General features: G+C 38.6%; 19 protein-coding genes and 2 pseudogenes. All 21 read left to right on the top strand.

Translation table 11 applies throughout. The features are described from left to right. Window positions 1-130: 130 nt before the first annotated feature. The 21 genes and pseudogenes from KW548_01195 to wecB all read left to right on the top strand — a co-directional run bounded on the left by KW548_01195 (window position 131) and on the right by wecB (window position 19,390). Window positions 131-1,750 carry an aldolase catalytic domain-containing protein gene (locus KW548_01195; GenBank protein QXX06793.1) on the top strand — a complete coding sequence of 540 codons (1,620 nt, stop codon included), beginning with the start codon at window positions 131-133 and terminating at the stop codon, window positions 1,748-1,750. Further along, window positions 1,734-2,393: an HAD family hydrolase gene (locus KW548_01190; GenBank protein ID QXX06792.1), complete on the top strand. Its 660-nt coding sequence runs from the start codon at window positions 1,734-1,736 to the stop codon at window positions 2,391-2,393. Before KW548_01195 ends, KW548_01190 begins: the two co-directional genes overlap by 17 nt. A gap of 2 nt (window positions 2,394-2,395) precedes the next feature. Continuing rightward, window positions 2,396-3,145 (top strand): 3-deoxy-manno-octulosonate cytidylyltransferase, encoded by a 750-nt coding sequence (locus KW548_01185; GenBank protein QXX06791.1) that lies wholly within the window; start codon window positions 2,396-2,398, stop codon window positions 3,143-3,145. A gap of 8 nt (window positions 3,146-3,153) precedes the next feature. Next, window positions 3,154-4,221 carry a dTDP-glucose 4,6-dehydratase gene (rfbB, locus tag KW548_01180; GenBank protein ID QXX06790.1) on the top strand — a complete coding sequence of 356 codons (1,068 nt, stop codon included), beginning with the start codon at window positions 3,154-3,156 and terminating at the stop codon, window positions 4,219-4,221. Then, window positions 4,218-5,093 carry a glucose-1-phosphate thymidylyltransferase RfbA gene (gene rfbA / locus KW548_01175; protein QXX06789.1) on the top strand — a complete coding sequence of 292 codons (876 nt, stop codon included), beginning with the start codon at window positions 4,218-4,220 and terminating at the stop codon, window positions 5,091-5,093. Before rfbB ends, rfbA begins: the two co-directional genes overlap by 4 nt. Before the next feature lies 1 nt (window position 5,094). After that, complete coding sequence (locus KW548_01170) at window positions 5,095-5,514, top strand: FdtA/QdtA family cupin domain-containing protein (protein QXX06788.1); 420 nt, start codon at window positions 5,095-5,097, stop codon at window positions 5,512-5,514. Beyond that, window positions 5,492-5,953: an N-acetyltransferase gene (locus KW548_01165; protein ID QXX06787.1), complete on the top strand. Its 462-nt coding sequence runs from the start codon at window positions 5,492-5,494 to the stop codon at window positions 5,951-5,953. The genes KW548_01170 and KW548_01165 overlap by 23 nt, the downstream gene beginning before the upstream one ends. 50 nt (window positions 5,954-6,003) lie before the next feature. Beyond that, window positions 6,004-7,056: a DegT/DnrJ/EryC1/StrS family aminotransferase gene (locus KW548_01160; protein ID QXX06786.1), complete on the top strand. Its 1,053-nt coding sequence runs from the start codon at window positions 6,004-6,006 to the stop codon at window positions 7,054-7,056. Further along, a complete protein-coding gene (locus KW548_01155; protein ID QXX06785.1) occupies window positions 7,046-8,317 on the top strand; it encodes an oligosaccharide flippase family protein in 1,272 nt (423 codons plus the stop codon). The genes KW548_01160 and KW548_01155 overlap by 11 nt, the downstream gene beginning before the upstream one ends. After that, window positions 8,308-9,279, top strand: coding sequence for a hypothetical protein (locus KW548_01150; protein QXX06784.1), 972 nt, complete (start codon window positions 8,308-8,310; stop codon window positions 9,277-9,279). Before KW548_01155 ends, KW548_01150 begins: the two co-directional genes overlap by 10 nt. Next, the gene (locus tag KW548_01145) at window positions 9,269-10,519 is read left to right on the top strand and encodes a hypothetical protein (protein QXX06783.1); all 1,251 of its coding nucleotides are present in this window, start codon (window positions 9,269-9,271) and stop codon (window positions 10,517-10,519) included. The genes KW548_01150 and KW548_01145 overlap by 11 nt, the downstream gene beginning before the upstream one ends. A gap of 1 nt (window position 10,520) precedes the next feature. Then, a pseudogene (gene rfbF, locus KW548_01140) lies at window positions 10,521-11,292 on the top strand (glucose-1-phosphate cytidylyltransferase). Window positions 11,293-11,323: 31 nt separating this feature from the next. Next, window positions 11,324-12,391, top strand: a pseudogene (gene rfbG / locus KW548_01135) (CDP-glucose 4,6-dehydratase). Further along, window positions 12,379-12,840, top strand: coding sequence for a dTDP-4-dehydrorhamnose 3,5-epimerase family protein (locus tag KW548_01130; GenBank protein QXX06782.1), 462 nt, complete (start codon window positions 12,379-12,381; stop codon window positions 12,838-12,840). The pseudogene rfbG and the gene KW548_01130 overlap by 13 nt, the downstream one beginning before the upstream one ends. Next, complete coding sequence (locus KW548_01125) at window positions 12,818-13,360, top strand: aminotransferase class I/II-fold pyridoxal phosphate-dependent enzyme (protein QXX06781.1); 543 nt, start codon at window positions 12,818-12,820, stop codon at window positions 13,358-13,360. The genes KW548_01130 and KW548_01125 overlap by 23 nt, the downstream gene beginning before the upstream one ends. Continuing rightward, window positions 13,281-13,922 (top strand): DegT/DnrJ/EryC1/StrS aminotransferase family protein, encoded by a 642-nt coding sequence (locus KW548_01120; protein QXX06780.1) that lies wholly within the window; start codon window positions 13,281-13,283, stop codon window positions 13,920-13,922. The genes KW548_01125 and KW548_01120 overlap by 80 nt, the downstream gene beginning before the upstream one ends. Beyond that, complete coding sequence (locus KW548_01115) at window positions 13,919-14,833, top strand: glycosyltransferase (protein QXX06779.1); 915 nt, start codon at window positions 13,919-13,921, stop codon at window positions 14,831-14,833. Before KW548_01120 ends, KW548_01115 begins: the two co-directional genes overlap by 4 nt. Before the next feature lie 30 nt (window positions 14,834-14,863). Then, window positions 14,864-16,069: a hypothetical protein gene (locus KW548_01110; GenBank protein QXX06778.1), complete on the top strand. Its 1,206-nt coding sequence runs from the start codon at window positions 14,864-14,866 to the stop codon at window positions 16,067-16,069. Between the two features lie 35 nt (window positions 16,070-16,104). Then, the gene (locus tag KW548_01105) at window positions 16,105-17,148 is read left to right on the top strand and encodes a polysaccharide biosynthesis protein (GenBank protein ID QXX06777.1); all 1,044 of its coding nucleotides are present in this window, start codon (window positions 16,105-16,107) and stop codon (window positions 17,146-17,148) included. Further along, the gene (locus KW548_01100) at window positions 17,148-18,251 is read left to right on the top strand and encodes an NAD-dependent epimerase/dehydratase family protein (protein QXX06776.1); all 1,104 of its coding nucleotides are present in this window, start codon (window positions 17,148-17,150) and stop codon (window positions 18,249-18,251) included. The genes KW548_01105 and KW548_01100 overlap by 1 nt, the downstream gene beginning before the upstream one ends. Before the next feature lie 8 nt (window positions 18,252-18,259). Next, window positions 18,260-19,390 (top strand): UDP-N-acetylglucosamine 2-epimerase (non-hydrolyzing), encoded by a 1,131-nt coding sequence (gene wecB, locus KW548_01095; protein ID QXX07953.1) that lies wholly within the window; start codon window positions 18,260-18,262, stop codon window positions 19,388-19,390. Window positions 19,391-19,415 lie beyond the last annotated feature (25 nt).

Raw genomic sequence — 19,415 nt, 5'->3', positions numbered from 1 at the left:
AGCTAGCATCTAAAAAAGTAAACTCCAATGTAGATTTTAAATATCTCTTAGTAATATTTATTCGCATGATCTTATTTTAAGTTTTACTGATTAGCGTATGACTCATAACTTTTTTTTGGAGAGACGATTGATGAGTTTTTTCGTTTTAGATTGCACCCTTCGAGACGGTGGCTATTACAACAACTGGGACTTCGCTCCTGAAGTCGTAACTCAATATCTTAATAGTGTCGCAAGTGCCGGTATTGACTACGTTGAACTAGGCTTACGTAACTTTGCCAAGTCGGGTTTCTTAGGTGCATTCGCTTATACGACTGAAGATTTCATCAATACTTTGACCTTACCTGAGGGGCCAACCTACGGTGTGATGGTTGATGCTAAGACCATTCTTGAGTCTGGTATGTCAATTGAAGAAGCGATTGATACGCTATTTGTACCAGCGACTGACAGTAAAATTGAACTCGTTCGAGTTGCTGCTCATTTTAACGAAGTCGAGCTCTCAGCACCTATCGTTGCTAAACTAAAAAAACTGGGCTACATCGTAGGTTTCAACCTAATGCAAGCCGGAGGCAAGCCGGACGACGTGATTGCAGACAAAGCACGTCAAGCTGCAAGTTGGGAAGGCTTAGATCTCCTGTACTTTGCTGATTCATTGGGCAACATGGATGGTCAAGAGGTTCAGCGTATTGCAACCGCACTCCGAACTCACTGGTCTGGCCCTATGGGTATCCATACGCACAACAATATGGGGAAAGGCTTAGATAATACTCTTTCAGCAATGGAAGCTGGTGTTTCTTGGCTAGATACAACCGTGACAGGTATGGGACGTGGAGCCGGTAATACCCAAACTGAAAGTCTACTTGCTTACTTAGATAAAGGGGACTCTAAGTACCATCCAAAGCCAATTTATGAACTGGTTATCCGACACTTTGAAGCGATGCAAAAAGAATACGGTTGGGGCAGTAACTTGCTGTATTTCTTGGGTGCTCAGAATGATGTACACCCTACTTATATTCAAAACCTGTTGTCTAGTACACACTACGGAACAGATGAAATCATTGGTGCGATAGACTACCTTAGTAACTTAGAGGGTACGACGTCGTATAACGGTGCGGTACTCGATACTGCGTTGAGTTTCTCGGGCAGCAAAGCTGAAGTGACCGGAAGCCAAGATGTACAAGGGCTTTTTGATGGTAAAAATGTACTCATCATTGCTAATGCTCCAAATACAGAGAAATATGCGTCAGCGATTGAGGCGTACATTAAGAACACTCAGCCAGTTGTGATCTCAATTAATACAACTGCGCACGTTGCCCCTGATCTAATTGATTACTATGTAATTTCTCACAACTCAAAATTCTTGTCAGAATCAAAATCTTACAAGAGTTTAGATAAGCCCGTTATCCTACCCAAATGCCGTTTCACATCTACTGAACTGTCAGAGTTTGAAGGTGTGAGCTTGATTGATTATGGACTAGAGGTCGTAAAAGAGAAATTTGCGATTCAAGGCACCCACACGACTGTACCATACGATATTACAACGGCATATGTTCTTGGAGCTTTACTAGAGTCAACAGTGAATTCCATTTCCGTGATTGGTTTTGATGGTTATGCTCAAGATGATGTTCGTCAGCAAGAGATGGTGGAGATCCTGAATCTTTACCACGCTCATGAGAAAAGTCTAGAAATTACCTCTTTGACCCCAACGAGTTACCCTATCGCTAAAGGCTCTGTTTATGCACCGACTAAGTGAATATGAGGTATACATTTTTGATTGTGATGGTGTGATTTTAGACTCCAATCAATTGAAAATCGAAGCTATGAAAAATGCGCTGGAGGCGCATTTTTCATCTCAAGACCTTATCGCGGAGTGTGTCGAGTATTTCCGCCATAACTTTGGGAAATCTCGCTTTCATCATGTTGCCCACTTTCTGGATAACATCTTCACTATTGAAGAAGAAGAAAGAAGTAAACTAGAGCAACTTGTTTTGTCAGACTTCTCCGAACAGTGCCGAATCTTATACTTAACGGCACAGGTGACACCCGGCTTTATGTCGTTTCTTGCGCAGTGTAAAGGTAAACGATACGTCGCAAGTGGCTCTGAGCAAAGTGAGCTAAGAGATGTTTTTGTCCAGAGAGGTCTCGATACTCACTTTGATGGTGTTTTTGGCTCGCCCACGCCGAAAGCAGAGCTTATCCGTCGTGTTCTTGCTCAAGAACAGAACACAAATGCAGTGATGTTTGGTGACGCTGAATCCGATTTATTGTCAGCCCAGCAGAATCATATTGACTTTGTGTTTTACGCGCCTTATTCAAATGTAAAAGAGAAGATGATTGAGCGATGTTACATGCAACAACACTTGATTATCGATGATTTTTCAACTGTGAGATTCTAGTCATGAGCAATGAGAAAACCTTTGCTGTCGTCATTCCAGCACGTTACGAATCAAGCCGATTCCCAGGCAAGCCATTGGTCGATATCTGTGGAAAGCCAATGATACAACACGTATGGGAGCGTTGCTGCCTAGCTGTGGGGCGAGAAAAAGTATATGTTGCGACCGATGATGCTCGCATCCAGCATACTGTTGAGAATTTTGGTGGTCGAGTTGTTATGACAAGTCCTGAGTGCTTAACGGGTACAGATAGACTTGCAGAAGCCAACTTACAGCTTGACTGTGATTTTATCGTTAATGTGCAAGGTGATGAACCACTTATCAATCCAGATGATATTAATAAGGTGATTAGGGCCTTCATGAAGAGTGGCAATGTAACAAATGCAATGTGTGCTATTACTTCAGAGCAAGAGTTTCGATCTTTTACGGTGCCTAAAGTTACTTTCAGCCAATCTGGTAAGCTGCTTTACATGAGCCGAGCAGGTATACCTCAAACTAAAACGGGTGAACATCATTTGGGTTACAAGCAGGTGTGTATTTACGCTTTCTCAAAGGAACAGTTAGCGTTTTTTTACAGTAATAAAGTAAAGACTCACCACGAACAAGTTGAAGACATTGAGATTTTACGCTTTCTGGAATCAGATTATGTGGTTGATATGGTTGAAGTCGAGTCGGGCTCCCTTGCTGTTGATGTGCCAAGTGATTTAAGTGCAGTGTGTCAGAAGCTAGAAACTGCATTAAAATTTAATTGTTAGGAATTAAGATGAAAATATTAGTGACAGGTGGCGCTGGCTTTATTGGTAGCGCAGTAATTCGCAATATAATATCAAATACATCTGATAGTGTCATAAATGTTGATTGTTTGACTTATGCCGGGAACTTAGAGTCACTTAAAGATATAGAATCAAGCGACCGATACTTCTTCGAACAAGTTAATATTTGTGAACGTAATGACTTGGAGAGAGTGTTTGAGCAGTACAGACCAACAGCGGTAATGCATTTGGCTGCAGAGTCACATGTTGACCGTTCAATTGATGGCCCTGCGGTATTTATAGAAACTAATATTATTGGGACATATACATTACTAGAGGTTGCTAGGAAATACTGGACGAATCTAGAACAAGACGAGAAAAGATTATTCCGTTTTCATCATATATCCACTGATGAAGTATTTGGGGATCTTAAATCTACAGATTGCTTGTTCACGGAGACAACACCTTATGCCCCTAGTAGTCCCTATTCAGCATCAAAAGCATCTAGTGATCACTTAGCACGAGCTTGGCAACGCACGTATGGTTTACCAACCATAGTGACAAACTGTTCTAACAACTATGGTCCTTACCATTTCCCAGAGAAATTAATTCCACTAGTTATTTTGAATGCCTTATCAGGGCAAAGCATTCCTGTATATGGTGACGGTTTGCAGGTTCGAGATTGGCTATATGTTGAGGATCATGCTCGTGCACTATATAAAGTTGTGACTGAAGGTAAAGTCGGTGAAACCTATAATATAGGTGGTCATAACGAGAAGACGAATATTGAGGTGGTGAGAACAATCTGTTCTTTACTCGAGGAGTTTATTCCAAGCAATAATATTGGTATAGCGTCTTATGAGTCTCTTATTACTTATGTTAAAGATCGGCCCGGGCATGATATACGATATGCAATTGACGCAGCTAAAATTTCTAATGACCTGAATTGGGAACCAAAAGAAACTTTTGAGTCCGGCATTAGGAAAACAGTTGAATGGTATCTGGATAACAAGCAATGGTGGCAGCGAGTTCTTGACGGCTCTTATGCCCTAGAAAGGCTAGGAGTGGGTGACAAATGAAAGGTATAATTCTTGCGGGAGGTTCTGGAACTCGACTTTATCCGATTACACGTGGCGTTTCTAAGCAACTTTTGCCAGTTTATGATAAACCGATGATCTACTACCCTCTTTCTGTACTAATGCTAGCAGGTATTCGAGATATTCTGGTTATCACCACCCCGGAGGAACAACAAAGTTTCGAGCGCTTGCTTGGCGATGGTTCTGACTTTGGTATCGATATCCAATATGCTGTTCAGCCGACACCTGATGGCCTTGCTCAAGCATTTATTATTGGTGAAAAATTTATTGGTGATGACTCGGTTTGCTTAGTTCTAGGAGATAACGTATTTTACGGCCAAGGATTTTCGCCTAAGCTAAGACAAGCTGCTGAATTGACTGATGGGGCAGTAGTTTTTGGTTACAAAGTCAAAGACCCTGAGCGTTTTGGTGTCGTTGAGTTCGATGAGAATATGCGTGCAATCTCTCTAGAAGAAAAACCTAGTCTCCCAAAGTCTAACTACGCCGTTACGGGCTTATATTTCTATGATAATAATGTTGTAGAGTTTGCTAAACGAGTTGAGCCTTCTTTACGTGGAGAGTTGGAGATTACCAGCCTCAATCAGATTTATCTTTCGAAGAGCAAGTTAAGTGTTGAGCTTCTAGGAAGAGGGTTTGCTTGGCTTGATACAGGTACGCACTCTAGCCTTCATGAAGCGTCTTCTTTTGTAGAAACGATTGAAAATGTTCAAGGTTTAAAAGTAGCTTGTCTTGAGGAAATTGCCTGGAGGCAGGGATGGTTAACTGACAAAGAACTTAGGCGTGCTGGAGAAGCTCTATCTAAGAATGAATATGGTCAATATTTGCTGTCATTATTAGAAGGAAAGGGTAAATAGGGTGAGCTTAATTCAGTGGATTGATTTTAAAGAAATTGGGGATGAAAGAGGGTGCTTAGTTGCATTGGAGTCAAATAGGAATATCCCTTTCGCGATAAAAAGAGTTTACTATTTATACAACTTAAGTCCTGACTTACCACGCGGCTTTCATGCTCATAGAAAGCTGGTTCAAGTGGCAATATGTTTAAGTGGTTCTTGCAACATCCTGATGGATGATGGCTCACACAAGATAGAGGTCAATTTGAACTCACAATCCAAAGGGTTGCTAATAGATGTGATGCAATGGCATGAGATGAGAAGTTTTTCGAAAGATTGTGTCCTATTGGTTTTGGCAAGTGATATGTACCAAGAGTCGGATTATATACGTGACTACAATTGCTTTCTAGAAGAGGTTAAAGGTGAAAATTCATCCATTAAGTGACGTAGCTAGCAGTGCTATAGGGCAAGGGACTACAATCTGGCAGTTTTCGGTTGTCCTTGAAGGCGCAGAAATTGGTAATGATTGTAATATATGCGCTCATACATTTATTGAGAATGATGTTCGATTAGGTGACCGGGTTACGCTAAAGAGCGGGGTCTATTTGTGGGATGGGATAACATTGGAAGACGATGTGTTTATTGGTCCAAACGTTACTTTTACCAATGACAAGTATCCTCGTTCTAAGAAGTACCCGGAGTCATTTTCCAATATTCTGATACAATCTGGAGCTTCTATCGGAGCAAATGCTACTATACTCCCAGGAGTGACAATAGGAAAAGAAGCTATGATTGGAGCAGGCTCTGTCGTCACTAAGAATGTACCAGCCAAAGCTATAGTTCTAGGTAACCCAGCAAGAATCATGCGATATATTGAGGAATAAGCAATCATGATCCCGTTTCTAGATTTAAAAAAATTAACTCTCAATACCACATGGATTTGAAAGAGGCATGCAAGAGGGTTATAGATTCAGGCTGGTATATTATGGGCAAAGAGCTAGAGCAATTTGAAAGCGACTTTTCTCAGTACAACGGCTCTAAATACTGCATAGGAGTTGCCAATGGGTTGGATGCTCTGACTTTGACTTTAAGAGCTTGGAAAGAGCTTGGAAAACTGAAGGCTGGCGATGAAGTGATTGTACCATCAAATACTTATATCGCCTCGATTTTAGCCATCACAGAAAATGGCTTGACTCCAGTACTAGCAGAGCCTGATGAAATAACTTTAAATATAAATAGAAGTAGTATCGAAGAACTAATTACTGAAAATACTAAAGCTATTCTTCCTGTCCATCTCTATGGCCTCATCTGTCCGATGGATGAAATAATGGAGCTATCCGATGAGTATAATTTACTCGTTCTTGAAGATTGTGCTCAGTCACATGGGGCAGAACTAAAAGGTAGAAAATGTGGCTCATGGGGACATGCCGGAGCATTTAGTTTTTATCCAGGGAAAAATCTCGGTGCTTTAGGAGATGCAGGTGCAATCATTACCGATGATGAAGAGCTATATCATGTTATGCTTGCTCTCCGTAACTATGGTTCTCACAAGAAATACGAAAACAAGTATACTGGTGTTAATAGCAGATTGGATGAAATTCAAGCAGCTATGTTACAAGTCAAGTTGGCGTATCTAGATCAAGACACTTATTCTAGAAGATGTGTAGCAAGTCGCTATTTAAATGAAGTCATTAACCCGAAAATCAAGCTACCGAGTGTTAGTGATTCATCTTTACATGTATGGCACTTATTTGTTGTTAGAGTTGATAATAGGCAAGAGTTTACAGATTTTCTTGATGAAAACGATGTAGCCTCGATGGTTCACTACCCGATTCCTCCCCATAGACAACAAGCTTATTGCGGTGTTTTTAATCAAGAACTTCCTATTTCAGATAGGCTGCACGAAACAGTAGTGTCAATTCCGATTAGCCCTGTTTTAGATGAAGAACAAGTAAGTCGAATTATACAAGTACTAAATGAATATTAAGAAAGCCTTTTTCTGGACTGGCTTACAAACAGCTATAAAAGTCTTATCCGGTATCGCTATAAATAAAGTTATAGCAGTATATCTAGGGCCATCTGGTCTTGCGCTGATTGGCCAGTTTCAAAACTCAACTGGCCTGCTTTGTAGCATTGCAAATGGCTCTATTCAAACCGGAGTCGTATCAAATATTGCTAAGTCCAAAAATGAGAGAGAGCATCTAGCTGTTAGAAGTAATGCTGTTCTTATTATGGCTGTGTTATCTATTGTAGTTTCTGTAATATTAGTTATATTTCATGGTTATTTTTCTAAAGTTCTCTTTTTATCAGATGGATATTCAAAACACCTTTTTCTTCTAGCATTTTCGATGATATTTTATTCTTTTAATATTTATATTATATCTATACTTAATGGATTGGGAAGAGTCAAAGAATATTCATTTTTGAATATATTCCTTAATGTGATTATTGCTATATGCGTCGTTACATTAACTATTTTTAATGGAATATCAGGTGCGATATTAGGCTTTATTACAAGTCAAATAGGGTTCTTTTTTTTGTTCTTATGTTTCTACAAAGGTGCATTTAATTACCAGTTTTTCAAAGTCAGCCTTGTTTGTGTTGATAGGCGTCAGTTGATTAGTTTATTTTCATATGGCCTGACATCATTTCTGAGTGGGTTCATTATGGCAATGATGTTAATGACAGTAAGGTTTGTAGTAATAACCCATATTGACCAATCTAGTGCTGGTTATTGGGAGGGGTTATATAAAATAGGCTTTTATTTTCATATGCTTTTTGCACTACCGATATCTATATATTACCTGCCTAAGTTCTCCTCAACTGGGTGTGCTAATGACATTAAAAAATATATATTGGCTAGTTTTAAGTTTTGCATTTTGGGGCTCTTGATAATAGGGGCTTCTATATTTATTTTTAGAGAGTTAATTGTAAATATATTGTTTAGTAGTGAGTTCGGTGTAATAAGTGATTTGATTCCAATTGTTCTAATTTCAGAAGCCTTTAGGGTAATGACGTCTATTTTTTCTACTTTTTTGTATTCTAAGCAGGCACTGAAGGCAATCATTTTAAATGAGAGTGTTTGGGCGATTATATTTGTGGTGTTGAGTTATATATTTGTACAAATGTTTATGCTGAAAGGTATACTATATGCTTATTTCATCGCGTGTGTTATTCAATTTATTATAATTTCATATTTTTCAAGATTTAGAATCACACATTTACATGGTGAGAGGTTATGTTCTTAGATCTATCAGGTTATACCTTATCAGGAAAAACTGCCATTATTGATTTAATGAGAGAGTTTGATTGCTGTTCTGTTCAAGATAAAGAATTTGAATTTGGTTTACTACGCATGAAGGACGGCTTGTTTGATCTAGAAAATGCCTTAGTAAAAGATTGGTCACCAGTTAGATCGGACAGCGCCATACGTAAATATAGTAATTTAGTTAGAATATTGAGTGGTGAATATAAGCGTTATAGTTTGAAGTGGCTTTTTTCTCCATCAGGATATAACTATAAAGAATTAGTAAATAAAGACTTTCTTAGTATATCGAATAGCTATATAGACTCATTAGTGACGGAACGTGAGGAGACTTATTGGCCTTTTGCATTGCATGATGAAGGTGGTATAGCTTGTATGCGTTCAAAAGTTTCATACTTCCTAAATAAAGATAAACTGCAAACAAATCAAAGGATGTTTCTGGATGGTAGCCAGTTTTATGCTAAAACACAATCTTACCTGACAGATTTATTTAATATTTCTGAACACAGTAAAGTAAAGGTTTTGCATAACTCTTTAGAGCCGTATCGAGCAAGAGACGTCGGATTGTTTTTCAAAAATGGAAGATGTATTGTAATCGATCGCGATCCTCGGGTTATATACTCCACATCCATAGGAAGTAACTATTCTAACTTTAGTTCAGTTCAACATTTTGTTAAACATTTTAAATTTACAAGAAGTAGAGCAAATGTTGACAGCGAGCATGTTTTAACTATTGGCTTAGAAAGTCTTATCTATAACTATGATGAAGTGTTAGATACTATTAAATTTTTCCTTGGTTTCTCAAATTCTCAGCATGTTAATCAGAAAAGGTACTTTGATCCGAAGTTATCTAAGAAATACGCTGAAGATTGGAAAAAAGTTATATCAGCTAGTGATGCAAAGTATATTGAAAGGGAACTGGAGCACTATTGTTTTGACTTCTAAAATCGTTTTTTGTTTTCCATATCGTGGAGTTGGAGGAGTATCTCTATTATTTTCAAGAGTGGCTAGTGTTATTTCACTAGAGCACGAGGTTTATGTGGTTGACTATTCAGATGGATTTATGGCAAGAAGAGTCAATCAGCGTGTTAAGCTGATTGAATATAATGATAATTCCCAGTGTAAAATTCCAGATAACTCAGTTGTCGTTTTTCAAGCCATGACACCTTGGAGTATATTCCCTTCTCTTCGATTTGGTGATTCAACAAGAATGTTTTTTTGGCATTGCCATCCTTATAATTTGGTTCCATCTTTCCCTTATATTGATGATTTTTTAAAATCAAATAAGTCGATCAATAGGTTGATCTACAAGACGTTATTTTACGGATATTGGAAAAGATCGAGAGACTTTTTGAAATATTTGATTGAGAATGATGCTATTGGGTTTATGGATGAACCTAATAAAAATACGAGTAGTTATTTTTTTAAAGATATCATTCCCAGCAATATTGATTATTTACGAATTCCAGCCAACTCGGTTGAGGTTAAGGAGTTATCTCATAGCAAAGGTGTTATGAGGTTTGGATGGTTGGGACGAATTACAGATTTTAAATTCAGTGTTCTTGAACGAGCAATTATAACTTTGGATGAAGTAGCAGCTAACTCAGAATGTGAAATAGAGTTTAGTGTAATTGGTTCTGGTGATTATTTAGAATATGTTATGGACCTTTGTAAAGGAACTAGCCATGTTAAAATTGATTTTATCGATTATATTGAACCCTCACATTTAGATGATTTTATATCTGAAAATATCGATGTTATGTTGGCGATGGGAACTTCTGCTTTAGAGGCGGCTAAACTGGGTGTTCCCACTGTATTATTAGATTTTTCTTATGAGGAAGTTCCGAGTACGTATATATTTTCGCCAATTTTTTTGAGGAATGGTAATACGCTTGGTACTCAAGTGTCCGAGCTAGAAGACTGTGCATTCAGCTCTCAGGGTAGCTACGAGTCAATTATGAAAATAGTTGCTGACATTGAAAGCGGAAGGTTTGATGAGTATTCAGAGAAGACACTGCACTACTTTAAAAAATATCATGAAGTAGATAAAATTGCAGAACAATTGGTTATTATGCTAATGAATACCAAAGCTAACTACTTAGACTTACACAAAGCTAATGTTTGTTCAAGTAGAACGAGCCTATATTCGTTGGTTAAAAGATTAAAAAGACTTAAAAGAGGATAGTATGAAAGTATTGTTGTTGGCTGGTGGACTAGGGACTCGCCTTAGTGAAGAAACAGATGTAAAACCTAAACCAATGGTAGAAATCGGTGGAAAGCCGATTCTATGGCACATAATGAAAATGTATTCTGAGTATGGATATAATGATTTTGTTATTCTCCTTGGATACAAGGGCTATTATATTAAAGAGTATTTCGCGAATTACTTTCTTCATCAAAGTGATGTAACTATTGATTTAAAAAATAATGAAATGAAAATTCATAAAAATACTTCAGAGCCATGGACGGTTACATTGCTGGATACCGGAATCCATACAATGACGGGAGGAAGAGTAAAAAGAGCTCAAGACATTATTGGTGATGAGCCGTTTATGCTTACGTATGGCGATGGGGTATCAGATGTAAACATATCCGAACTTGTTGCTTTCCACCAATCACATGGAAAAGCGATAACTATGACGTCAGTACAACCAGATGGTCGGTTTGGTGCCATCGAACTTGAACAGAACAGAATTACACGATTTTTAGAGAAGCCGAAAGGCGATGGCTCATGGATCAATGGAGGCTTTTTTTGTTTGTGAACCTAAGGTTCTAAATTATATTGAGTTGGGCGATCAAACCGTTTTCGAGCAAGAGCCTCTACAAAAACTTGCTCAGGACGGTGAGTTGTATTCATATAAACACCATGGCTTTTGGAAATGTATGGATACACTGAAAGATAAAAATGATCTCAATCATATGTTGGAATCAAACAACGCAAAATGGAAGACTTGGTAATTATGTTTAGTAATATATACAATGGTAAAAAGTTTTAGTAACTGGTCATACTGGTTTTAAAGGAACATGGCTTACTGCGTGGTTATTGAATCTTGGAGCCAAAGTTTGTGGAATATCTAAAGATATTCCAACTAAACCATCTATTTTTGAAGAATGCAATCTGGAAAATGACATTGAACATCATTTCGCAGATATACGTGATTTTAATAAAATTAAAAGTATTATAGAGGAATTCGAACCAGATTTTTTATTTCATTTAGCTGCACAGCCTATTGTTTCGAAGTCTTATTCGGAGCCTCTAGACACTATATCTAGTAATGTAATGGGTACCGCTCATATACTTGAGGTTCTTAGGGATGTTAGTTTTGAGTGTACTGCTGTTATTATCACTAGTGATAAATGCTATGAAAATGTTGAGTGGTTATGGGGTTATAAAGAGACAGACGCGCTTGGGGGCAAGGATATCTATAGTGGTTCGAAGGGAGCAGCAGAAGTTATTTTTCATGCTTACCATAGCTCATTCTTCCCTTTAGGGCACAATGTTAGTTTAGCTACAGGAAGGGCGGGTAACGTTATTGGAGGTGGTGACTGGGCAGAAGATAGAATTGTTGCCGATTGCATGCGAGCGTGGAGTACTGACAACAAGGTAGAGATTCGATGTCCTGAAGCTACAAGACCTTGGCAACATGTGCTTGAACCACTTAGCGGCTATTTACATTTAGGTATGATGCTAGACAAAGAGCGTAGTCTTAGCGGTCAGCAGTTCAATTTTGGGCCTAGAGCGGAACAAAACCATACAGTCAAAGATCTGCTGTCGGACCTTTCGAATCATTGGGGTTTTGAGGATGAGCATGACGCCTTTCAAGTCACAGACAACATCCCATTTAATGAAGCTGGGTTACTGAAATTAAATTGCGATAAGGCTTTGTCTTATCTTAAATGGGAAGCCACTCTAGATTACTCTACCTGTGTAGAGTTTGTCAGTGAGTGGTATGTTAATTTTTACAAAGGTTCACGTAGCCCAAGAGACTTCACGAACTCTCAAATCCACGCTTATGAATCAATTGCTCGAGAAAAGGGGGTTGCATGGGCTTTTTAGAAGGTGTGTGCGTTGAACCACTGCGTATTATCAAACATGATAAAGGTGATATACTCCATGCGTTAAAAGAAAACGATAGTGTATACTCAGGTTTTGGTGAAGTTTATTTCTCAACTGTCCACCATGGAGAGGTAAAAGGTTGGAAAAAACACACTACAATGAACATGAATCTCGTGGTTCCTGAAGGTGAGGTTAGGATAGTAGTCTACGACGACAGAGAAAGTAGCTCAACTAGAGGGCAATTCTTAGTTGCTCAACTTTCAAGAAACAATTATTCGAGAGTTACTGTTCAGGCGGGTTTATGGGTCGCATTTCAAGGTGTTTCTCGTACAACTAACTTACTTATGAACTTTGCTGATATAAAGCATGATCCTTCTGAGTCCATTAGTATGCCACTAGATTCGATTCAATTTGATTGGAGCTTACATGAAGAACATTCGCCTATCTAAAGCGTGTATTTCTGAGGAAGAGGTACGGCAGGTTTCGGATGTCCTAACCAAAGAATATTTAGGTATGGGACAAGAGACAAGAATGTTTGAAATTGATTTAGCAAACTATCTTGGAGTGCCTGTAGAACATGTCGTAGCAGTTAATACGGGAACGTCTGCACTGCACATATCATTAAGTGCTTTAGGAGTAGGGCATGGAGATGAGGTACTGGTCCCATCTATTACTTATGTAGCGTCGTTTCAGGCAATTTCTGCATTAGGGGCAACCCCTATTGCTTGTGATGTATCCCCTGATACTGCGTTTATAGATATTGCAGATCTAGAGTCTAAAATTAGCGCTCGAACTAAAGCTATAATGCCTGTACATTACGCAAGCTCTTGTGAAGGTATAGATCAAGTCTATGATTTGGCGCGTAAATACAACTTGAGGGTTGTTGAAGATGCCGCACAGTCCTTCGGTAGTGAGTATCAAGGAAAAAAAAGTCGGTACATTTGGCGATATTGTCTGTTTCAGTTTTGATGGAATAAAAAATATCACCTGCGGCGAAGGAGGATTAGTTGTTTCCGCTGATCCTGTATTTGCTGAAAAGGTCAGAAATGCCCGTTTACTAGGTGTCCTCAAAGATACAGATATGAGGTACACTAACAAAAGGAGCTGGGATTTTGATGTATTAGAGCAAGGTTTTCGTTATCACCTTAGTAATATCAATGCAGCAATAGGGCGAGTTCAGTTAACAAGAATTGATGAATTTAGAAATAAACGACAAGGTTTGGTCAAGACATATTTAAGTAATCTAAAAGAAGTTAAGCCTCTCAATCTTAGTTATAAAGAAATAATGTCACATATTTTTGTCGTACGTGCTGATCGTAGAGATGAACTTAGAGATTATCTCATTGGTAATGGTATTGAGATAGGAGTGCACTATAAACCCAACCATTTGCTATCTCTATATCAGGGCGATTATGATCTCCCTAATACCGAAAAGTTAAGACACGAATTGATTAGTTTACCGTTACACTGTGATCTCAACGAAGAAGATATACTTTATATTTGTCGATTAATAAATGAGTTTTACAAATGAACAACCCTAAAGTGTCCGTAATAATAAATTGTTTTAACGGGCAAGAACACTTGAAAGAAGCGATTGACTCTGTTTATGCCCAAGATTTTGATGATTGGGAAATTATTTTTTATGATAATGCCTCGACAGATAGAAGTGCAGAGATTGCTTCTATGTATGATGAAAAATTACATTATTTCAAGCGAGAGAACAATGTTTCTTTAGGTGAAGCTAGAAAAGATGCTATTCGTTTAGCCAAAGGGGAATGGATTGCTTTTTTAGATACCGATGATAAGTGGTTACCCAATAAGCTAAGTCTGCAAATCTTGGCTGTTGATGGTAGCGAGTTTGTTCTAACTTACGGCGGAGTTTCTGAGATAGATGATAGAGGTAAACTGATCAGAGATGTTCTTCCAGCTCATAGTAGTGGTTATATATTTCCTCAGCTTTTGATTGACTTTGATATTAATATGGTCACCCCACTAATTAATCGAAAGTTTTTAATTGACAATAATCTTAGCTTTGAGCCGGTTATTGTTGCATCAGAAGAATATAATTTGTTTATGCGAATTGCTGCAAAAGGTAAAATACACTGCGCTTCTGATGTGCTTGGTTATTATCGAGTAAGTGATAACTCTTTGACAAATAAATCTATCTCCAAGTGGTCTTTTGAGCGTGAATATACTTTAAAGCAATTGGTTCAAGAAAACCCTGGCATAGATATCGAATACCCGCTTGAATTTGAATCAGCTAAAGATCGCGCAGTTTATTATGAGGCACGATACCATATGTATCGAGATGATAGCAGTAAGGCATCTGATTGTATGTCCAATATTAAGAACAAAAGTAAAGTTTATTATGTACTATGGTTATTATCTCATATTCCTTACTGCTGGAAGTTAGTGCATTCTAACTTTTTAAAAGGAAAATGATTAAACTATTCGTTCGATGAGTGTTCGTAAATGGCGCGTTTAGTATGCTTTATGGTTTTTGCCGTTCTAGTCAGTTCTGTAGGGATAGCTGATACACTTTTTCAGTATATTACCATCTTTGTTTGTATGCCACTTATTTTTTTGGTTGGCTTGGCGAGTGGCCCTATAAAGTTTAAATTAGATAAGATTATAGATATATTACCACTATTTATTATTCTTTCATGGGTATATGGATTAGCGTTAGGGATATTTAACGGCAATGAACCAGTAAATGTTATTCGCAATTTTTTTGGCATGTCGTTGTATATTTTATATTATGTATTTGTTATTTTCTCCATACCCAAGATATCTTTGCTTAAGACACTACTTTATGCTTCTCTTTTGAACGCTTTATACTCTCTAGGCTACTTTTTCAACTATTGGTTTTTAGGAGGCATGGGCAATCAGAGTATAGATTTTGATGGGGGGCTATCTGCTGTATATAGAAGCTATTACTCGGTAGGCCTTTTGGTCCACTTGCCAATAATTGCTCTCCTCCTTCTCTACTTATTTTCTGGAGCAGGCCTTGGTCAGCTAAGTATATTTAAGAGACGTACTTCGATGTTTTTTGTGTTATTATGCTTGTCTTTTTCCTTAGTCGGAACCACTGCTTCAAAGGGTTTTTTGCTTTCTTTAGTTGCTCTCGGTTTGATAATTGCCATAATATTGTCCTTACGTAGTGTATTTGCGAGAAAAATTCATGGAGGTGCCATTTGGAGTCTGTTCGCTGGTATTGCCTTTTCTGCTTTTGTTATAGGATATACAGACGTTGGGCAGCAAATTACGTATTCTTTTTCCTCCGCTGAGTCGAGTAATTCAGTCAGAAATGAGCAAAGAGAAAAAATATTTGATGAAATCAACGTGTTTGGCTCTGGGTTAGGAGCAACACTTAAAAGTGGCTACAAAAGAGATGACTCTGGTTACGGCTTTGAGGTGACTTACGAAAACCTATTTCATAAATTAGGAGTCATATCTATAGGTATTTTTGCTGTGTTTCTCGGTACATGTTGGGTGTCGGCGGCTAACATATATCGTGGGGTTGATATTGAGTACTCTACATTATCTCTAGGGCTAATGATGTATCTCATTCCGTCAGCAGGCAATCCAATGCTATTTAGTCCAATTTGTGTAACTATGCATTGTATAGCTATGTACCTCTTAAGGGGGCGTAGCTACGAGGTCGGACATGCAACATGAATTTATGTTTTAGATGATGGTATTTAGGTTTAATTATGCTTAGTTTTTGTGGGAAAATTCTTTTGATTACCGGGGGCACTGGTTCATTTGGTAATGCTGTTCTGGATCGTTTCTTAGAGACCGATATCAAGGAAATACGTATATTCTCTCGTGATGAGAAAAAACAAGATGATATGCGTAAAAAATACAACTCGCCTAAACTAAAATTCTATATAGGTGATGTGAGAGACTATAACTCCATTTTATCGGCGACTCGTGGTGTTGACTTTGTATACCATGCCGCAGCATTGAAACAAGTTCCCTCTTGTGAATTTCACCCAATGGAAGCAGTAAAGACTAACGTCCTTGGTACGGATAATGTTCTAGAAGCTTGTATTGCAAATGAAGTGTCTCGAGTTGTTTGTTTGAGCACTGATAAAGCAGTTTACCCTATTAATGCGATGGGGATTTCCAAAGCAATGATGGAAAAAGTCATTGTTGCAAAGTCTCGTAATGTCAATCCTGACAAAACAGTAATATCGGCGACACGTTACGGAAACGTTATGGCGTCTCGTGGTTCTGTTATCCCACTATTTTTACGCCAGATTATAAACGGTGAACCAATTACTATTACCGATCCGAATATGACTCGATTTATGATGACTTTGAACGATGCTGTTGATCTGGTGTTACATGCATTCACACGTGGTGTAAATGGTGATATTTTCGTCCAAAAAGCGCCAGCGGCAACGATAGAAGTATTAGTTGAAGCCTTGAAAAAGATAACTTCTAAACCTGACCACCAAGTCAATATTATTGGTACACGACACGGTGAAAAGTTGTATGAAGCACTATGTAGTCGTGAAGAAATGTTTGTTGCTGAAGATCAAGGTGGTTACTATCGAATTCCATCTGACAATAGAGATTTAAACTACTCTCAATATGTTGAAGAAGGTGAGCAGGATCTAAGCACGATTGAAGATTATAACTCTCATAATACTGAGCGCTTAGGCGTAGCGGGCATGATTAAATTACTTCATAAGCTAGAGTTTATTTCAGCTATAGAAGCTGGCGGTGTAAATGTTCCGGAAGGTGTGTAATGAAGATTCTAATTACCGGAGCAAAAGGTTTTATTGGAAAGAACTTATCTCTACTTCTTAAAGAACAGGGTAAGTACATAGTTACTGAAGTTGATCGCGATACTTCTGCAAGTGAGTTGAACGAAGCATTAGCTCAAACTGATTTTGTTTTTCACCTTGCGGGTGTTAACCGCCCGAAGAATGACTCAGAGTTTAAAGAAGGTAATACAGACCTAACTTCTCATATTGTCGCTGTTTTGAAGGATAGTGGCCGTAAGGTTCCTTTGATGATTAGCTCATCAACACAGGCTGTCAGCGACAATGCGTATGGTGCCAGTAAAGCGGAAGCTGAGAAAGTTGTAGAAACTTATGGGCAAGAAACAGGATCGCCTTACTTCATTTACCGCTTCCCAAATGTATTCGGTAAGTGGTGCCGCCCAAACTATAATTCTTTTGTTGCGACCTTTTGCCATAATATTCTGAATGACATCGAGATTAGCATTCATGATTATAATGCTCCAGTTGCATTGATTTATATCGATGATGTTTGCAAGTGTTTGATGGCTTTGTTAGATGGCGACACTCCATCTGGTGCAACCAAGGTTACTCCTGAGTACCCAACAACAGTGGGCTATGTTGCAGACACGCTAAAGGCGTTCAAACGCAGCCGTGATACCTTAATTACTGAAAATGTGGGATTTGGTTTAGAGCGCGCCCTATATTCAACTTACTTAAGTTATATGCAACCTAGTCAGTTTAGCTATACCGTTCCAAGTTATGGAGACGAAAGAGGAGTCTTTTGTGAAATGCTAAAGACGAAGCAAGCTGGTCAGTTCTCGTTTTTTACTGCTCACCCAGGTATCACTCGCGGTGGACATTACCACCATACTAAGAATGAAAAATTCCTCGTGATCAAAGGTCAAGCTTTGTTCAAGTTTGAACATGTGATTACTGGCGAACGTTATGAACTAACAGTTGATAGCGACAAGCCAGAGATTGTAGAGACAGTTCCAGGGTGGTCACATGATGTGACTAACGTAGGCTCTGAAGAGTTGATCGTTATGTTATGGGCGAATGAAATTTTCGACCGTGAGGCACCAGATACAATTGCGAAACCTCTGTAAGGTAAATGATGAAAAAAATGAAAGTAATGTCAGTGGTTGGCACTCGCCCTGAAATTATTCGCTTATCTCGTGTACTTGCTAAGCTTGATGAGCATTGCGAACATATTCTGGTGCACACAGGGCAAAATTATGACTTTGAGCTAAATGAAGTTTTCTTTAATGATCTTGGAGTTCGTAAACCAGATTATTTCCTAAATGCAGCAGGTAAAAATGCCGCAGAGACTATTGGTCAAGTTATTATCAAGGTTGATGAAGTTCTAGAGAAAGTACAGCCAGAAGCAATGCTTGTTCTAGGTGATACTAACTCTTGTATTTCAGCACTGCCTGCAAAACGCCGTAAAGTGCCAATTTTTCATATGGAAGCGGGCAACCGTTGTTTTGATCAACGCGTTCCCGAAGAGACAAACCGCCGGATTGTAGATCATACCTCTGATATTAACCTTACATACAGTACTATAGCTCGCGACTATCTTTTAGCTGAGGGCTTACCTGCTGATCGAGTGATTAAAACGGGTAGTCCAATGTTTGAAGTTCTGAATCACTATATGGATCAGATTGATGCTTCAGATGTCCTCAAGCGACTGAAGTTACACCAAAGCGAATACTTCGTAGTGAGCTTGCACCGTGAAGAGAATGTAGACTCTCCTGAGCAATTAGCAAAGTTAGCAGAAACACTAAATACTGTCGCTGAACGCTACGCGCTTCCGCTTATTGTTTCTACTCATCCACGTACGCGAAATCGTATTGAGGCTCAAGGGTTAGAGTTTCATAAGAATATCCAGCTACTAAAGCCATTGGGTTTCCATGATTACAACCATCTTCAAAAGAATGCGAAAGCGGTTCTTTCTGATAGCGGCACTATTAATGAAGAGTCTTCGATCATGAACTTTCCCGCGCTGAATATGCGCGAAGCACATGAAAGACCAGAAGGTATGGAAGAAGCATCAGTCATGATGGTTGGTCTAACAGCTGAGAGAGTAATGCAAGGCTTGAAAGTTCTTGAAAGCCAGCCATCAGGTGATATGCGTTTACTTCGTCTAGTAGAAGATTACAGCATGCCAAATGTATCAGATAAGGTGATTCGTATTATCCACTCTTACACAGATTACGTTAAACGAGTTGTTTGGAAACAGTACTAGCGCACATTTTTGTGCTCGTTAGAAT

Source organism: Vibrio neptunius, from assembly GCA_019339365.1.
Classification (GTDB): Bacteria; Pseudomonadota; Gammaproteobacteria; order Enterobacterales; family Vibrionaceae; genus Vibrio; species Vibrio neptunius.
Note: the sequence above shows the minus strand (reverse complement) of the source record. Positions and strands in the feature narration are given on the sequence as shown.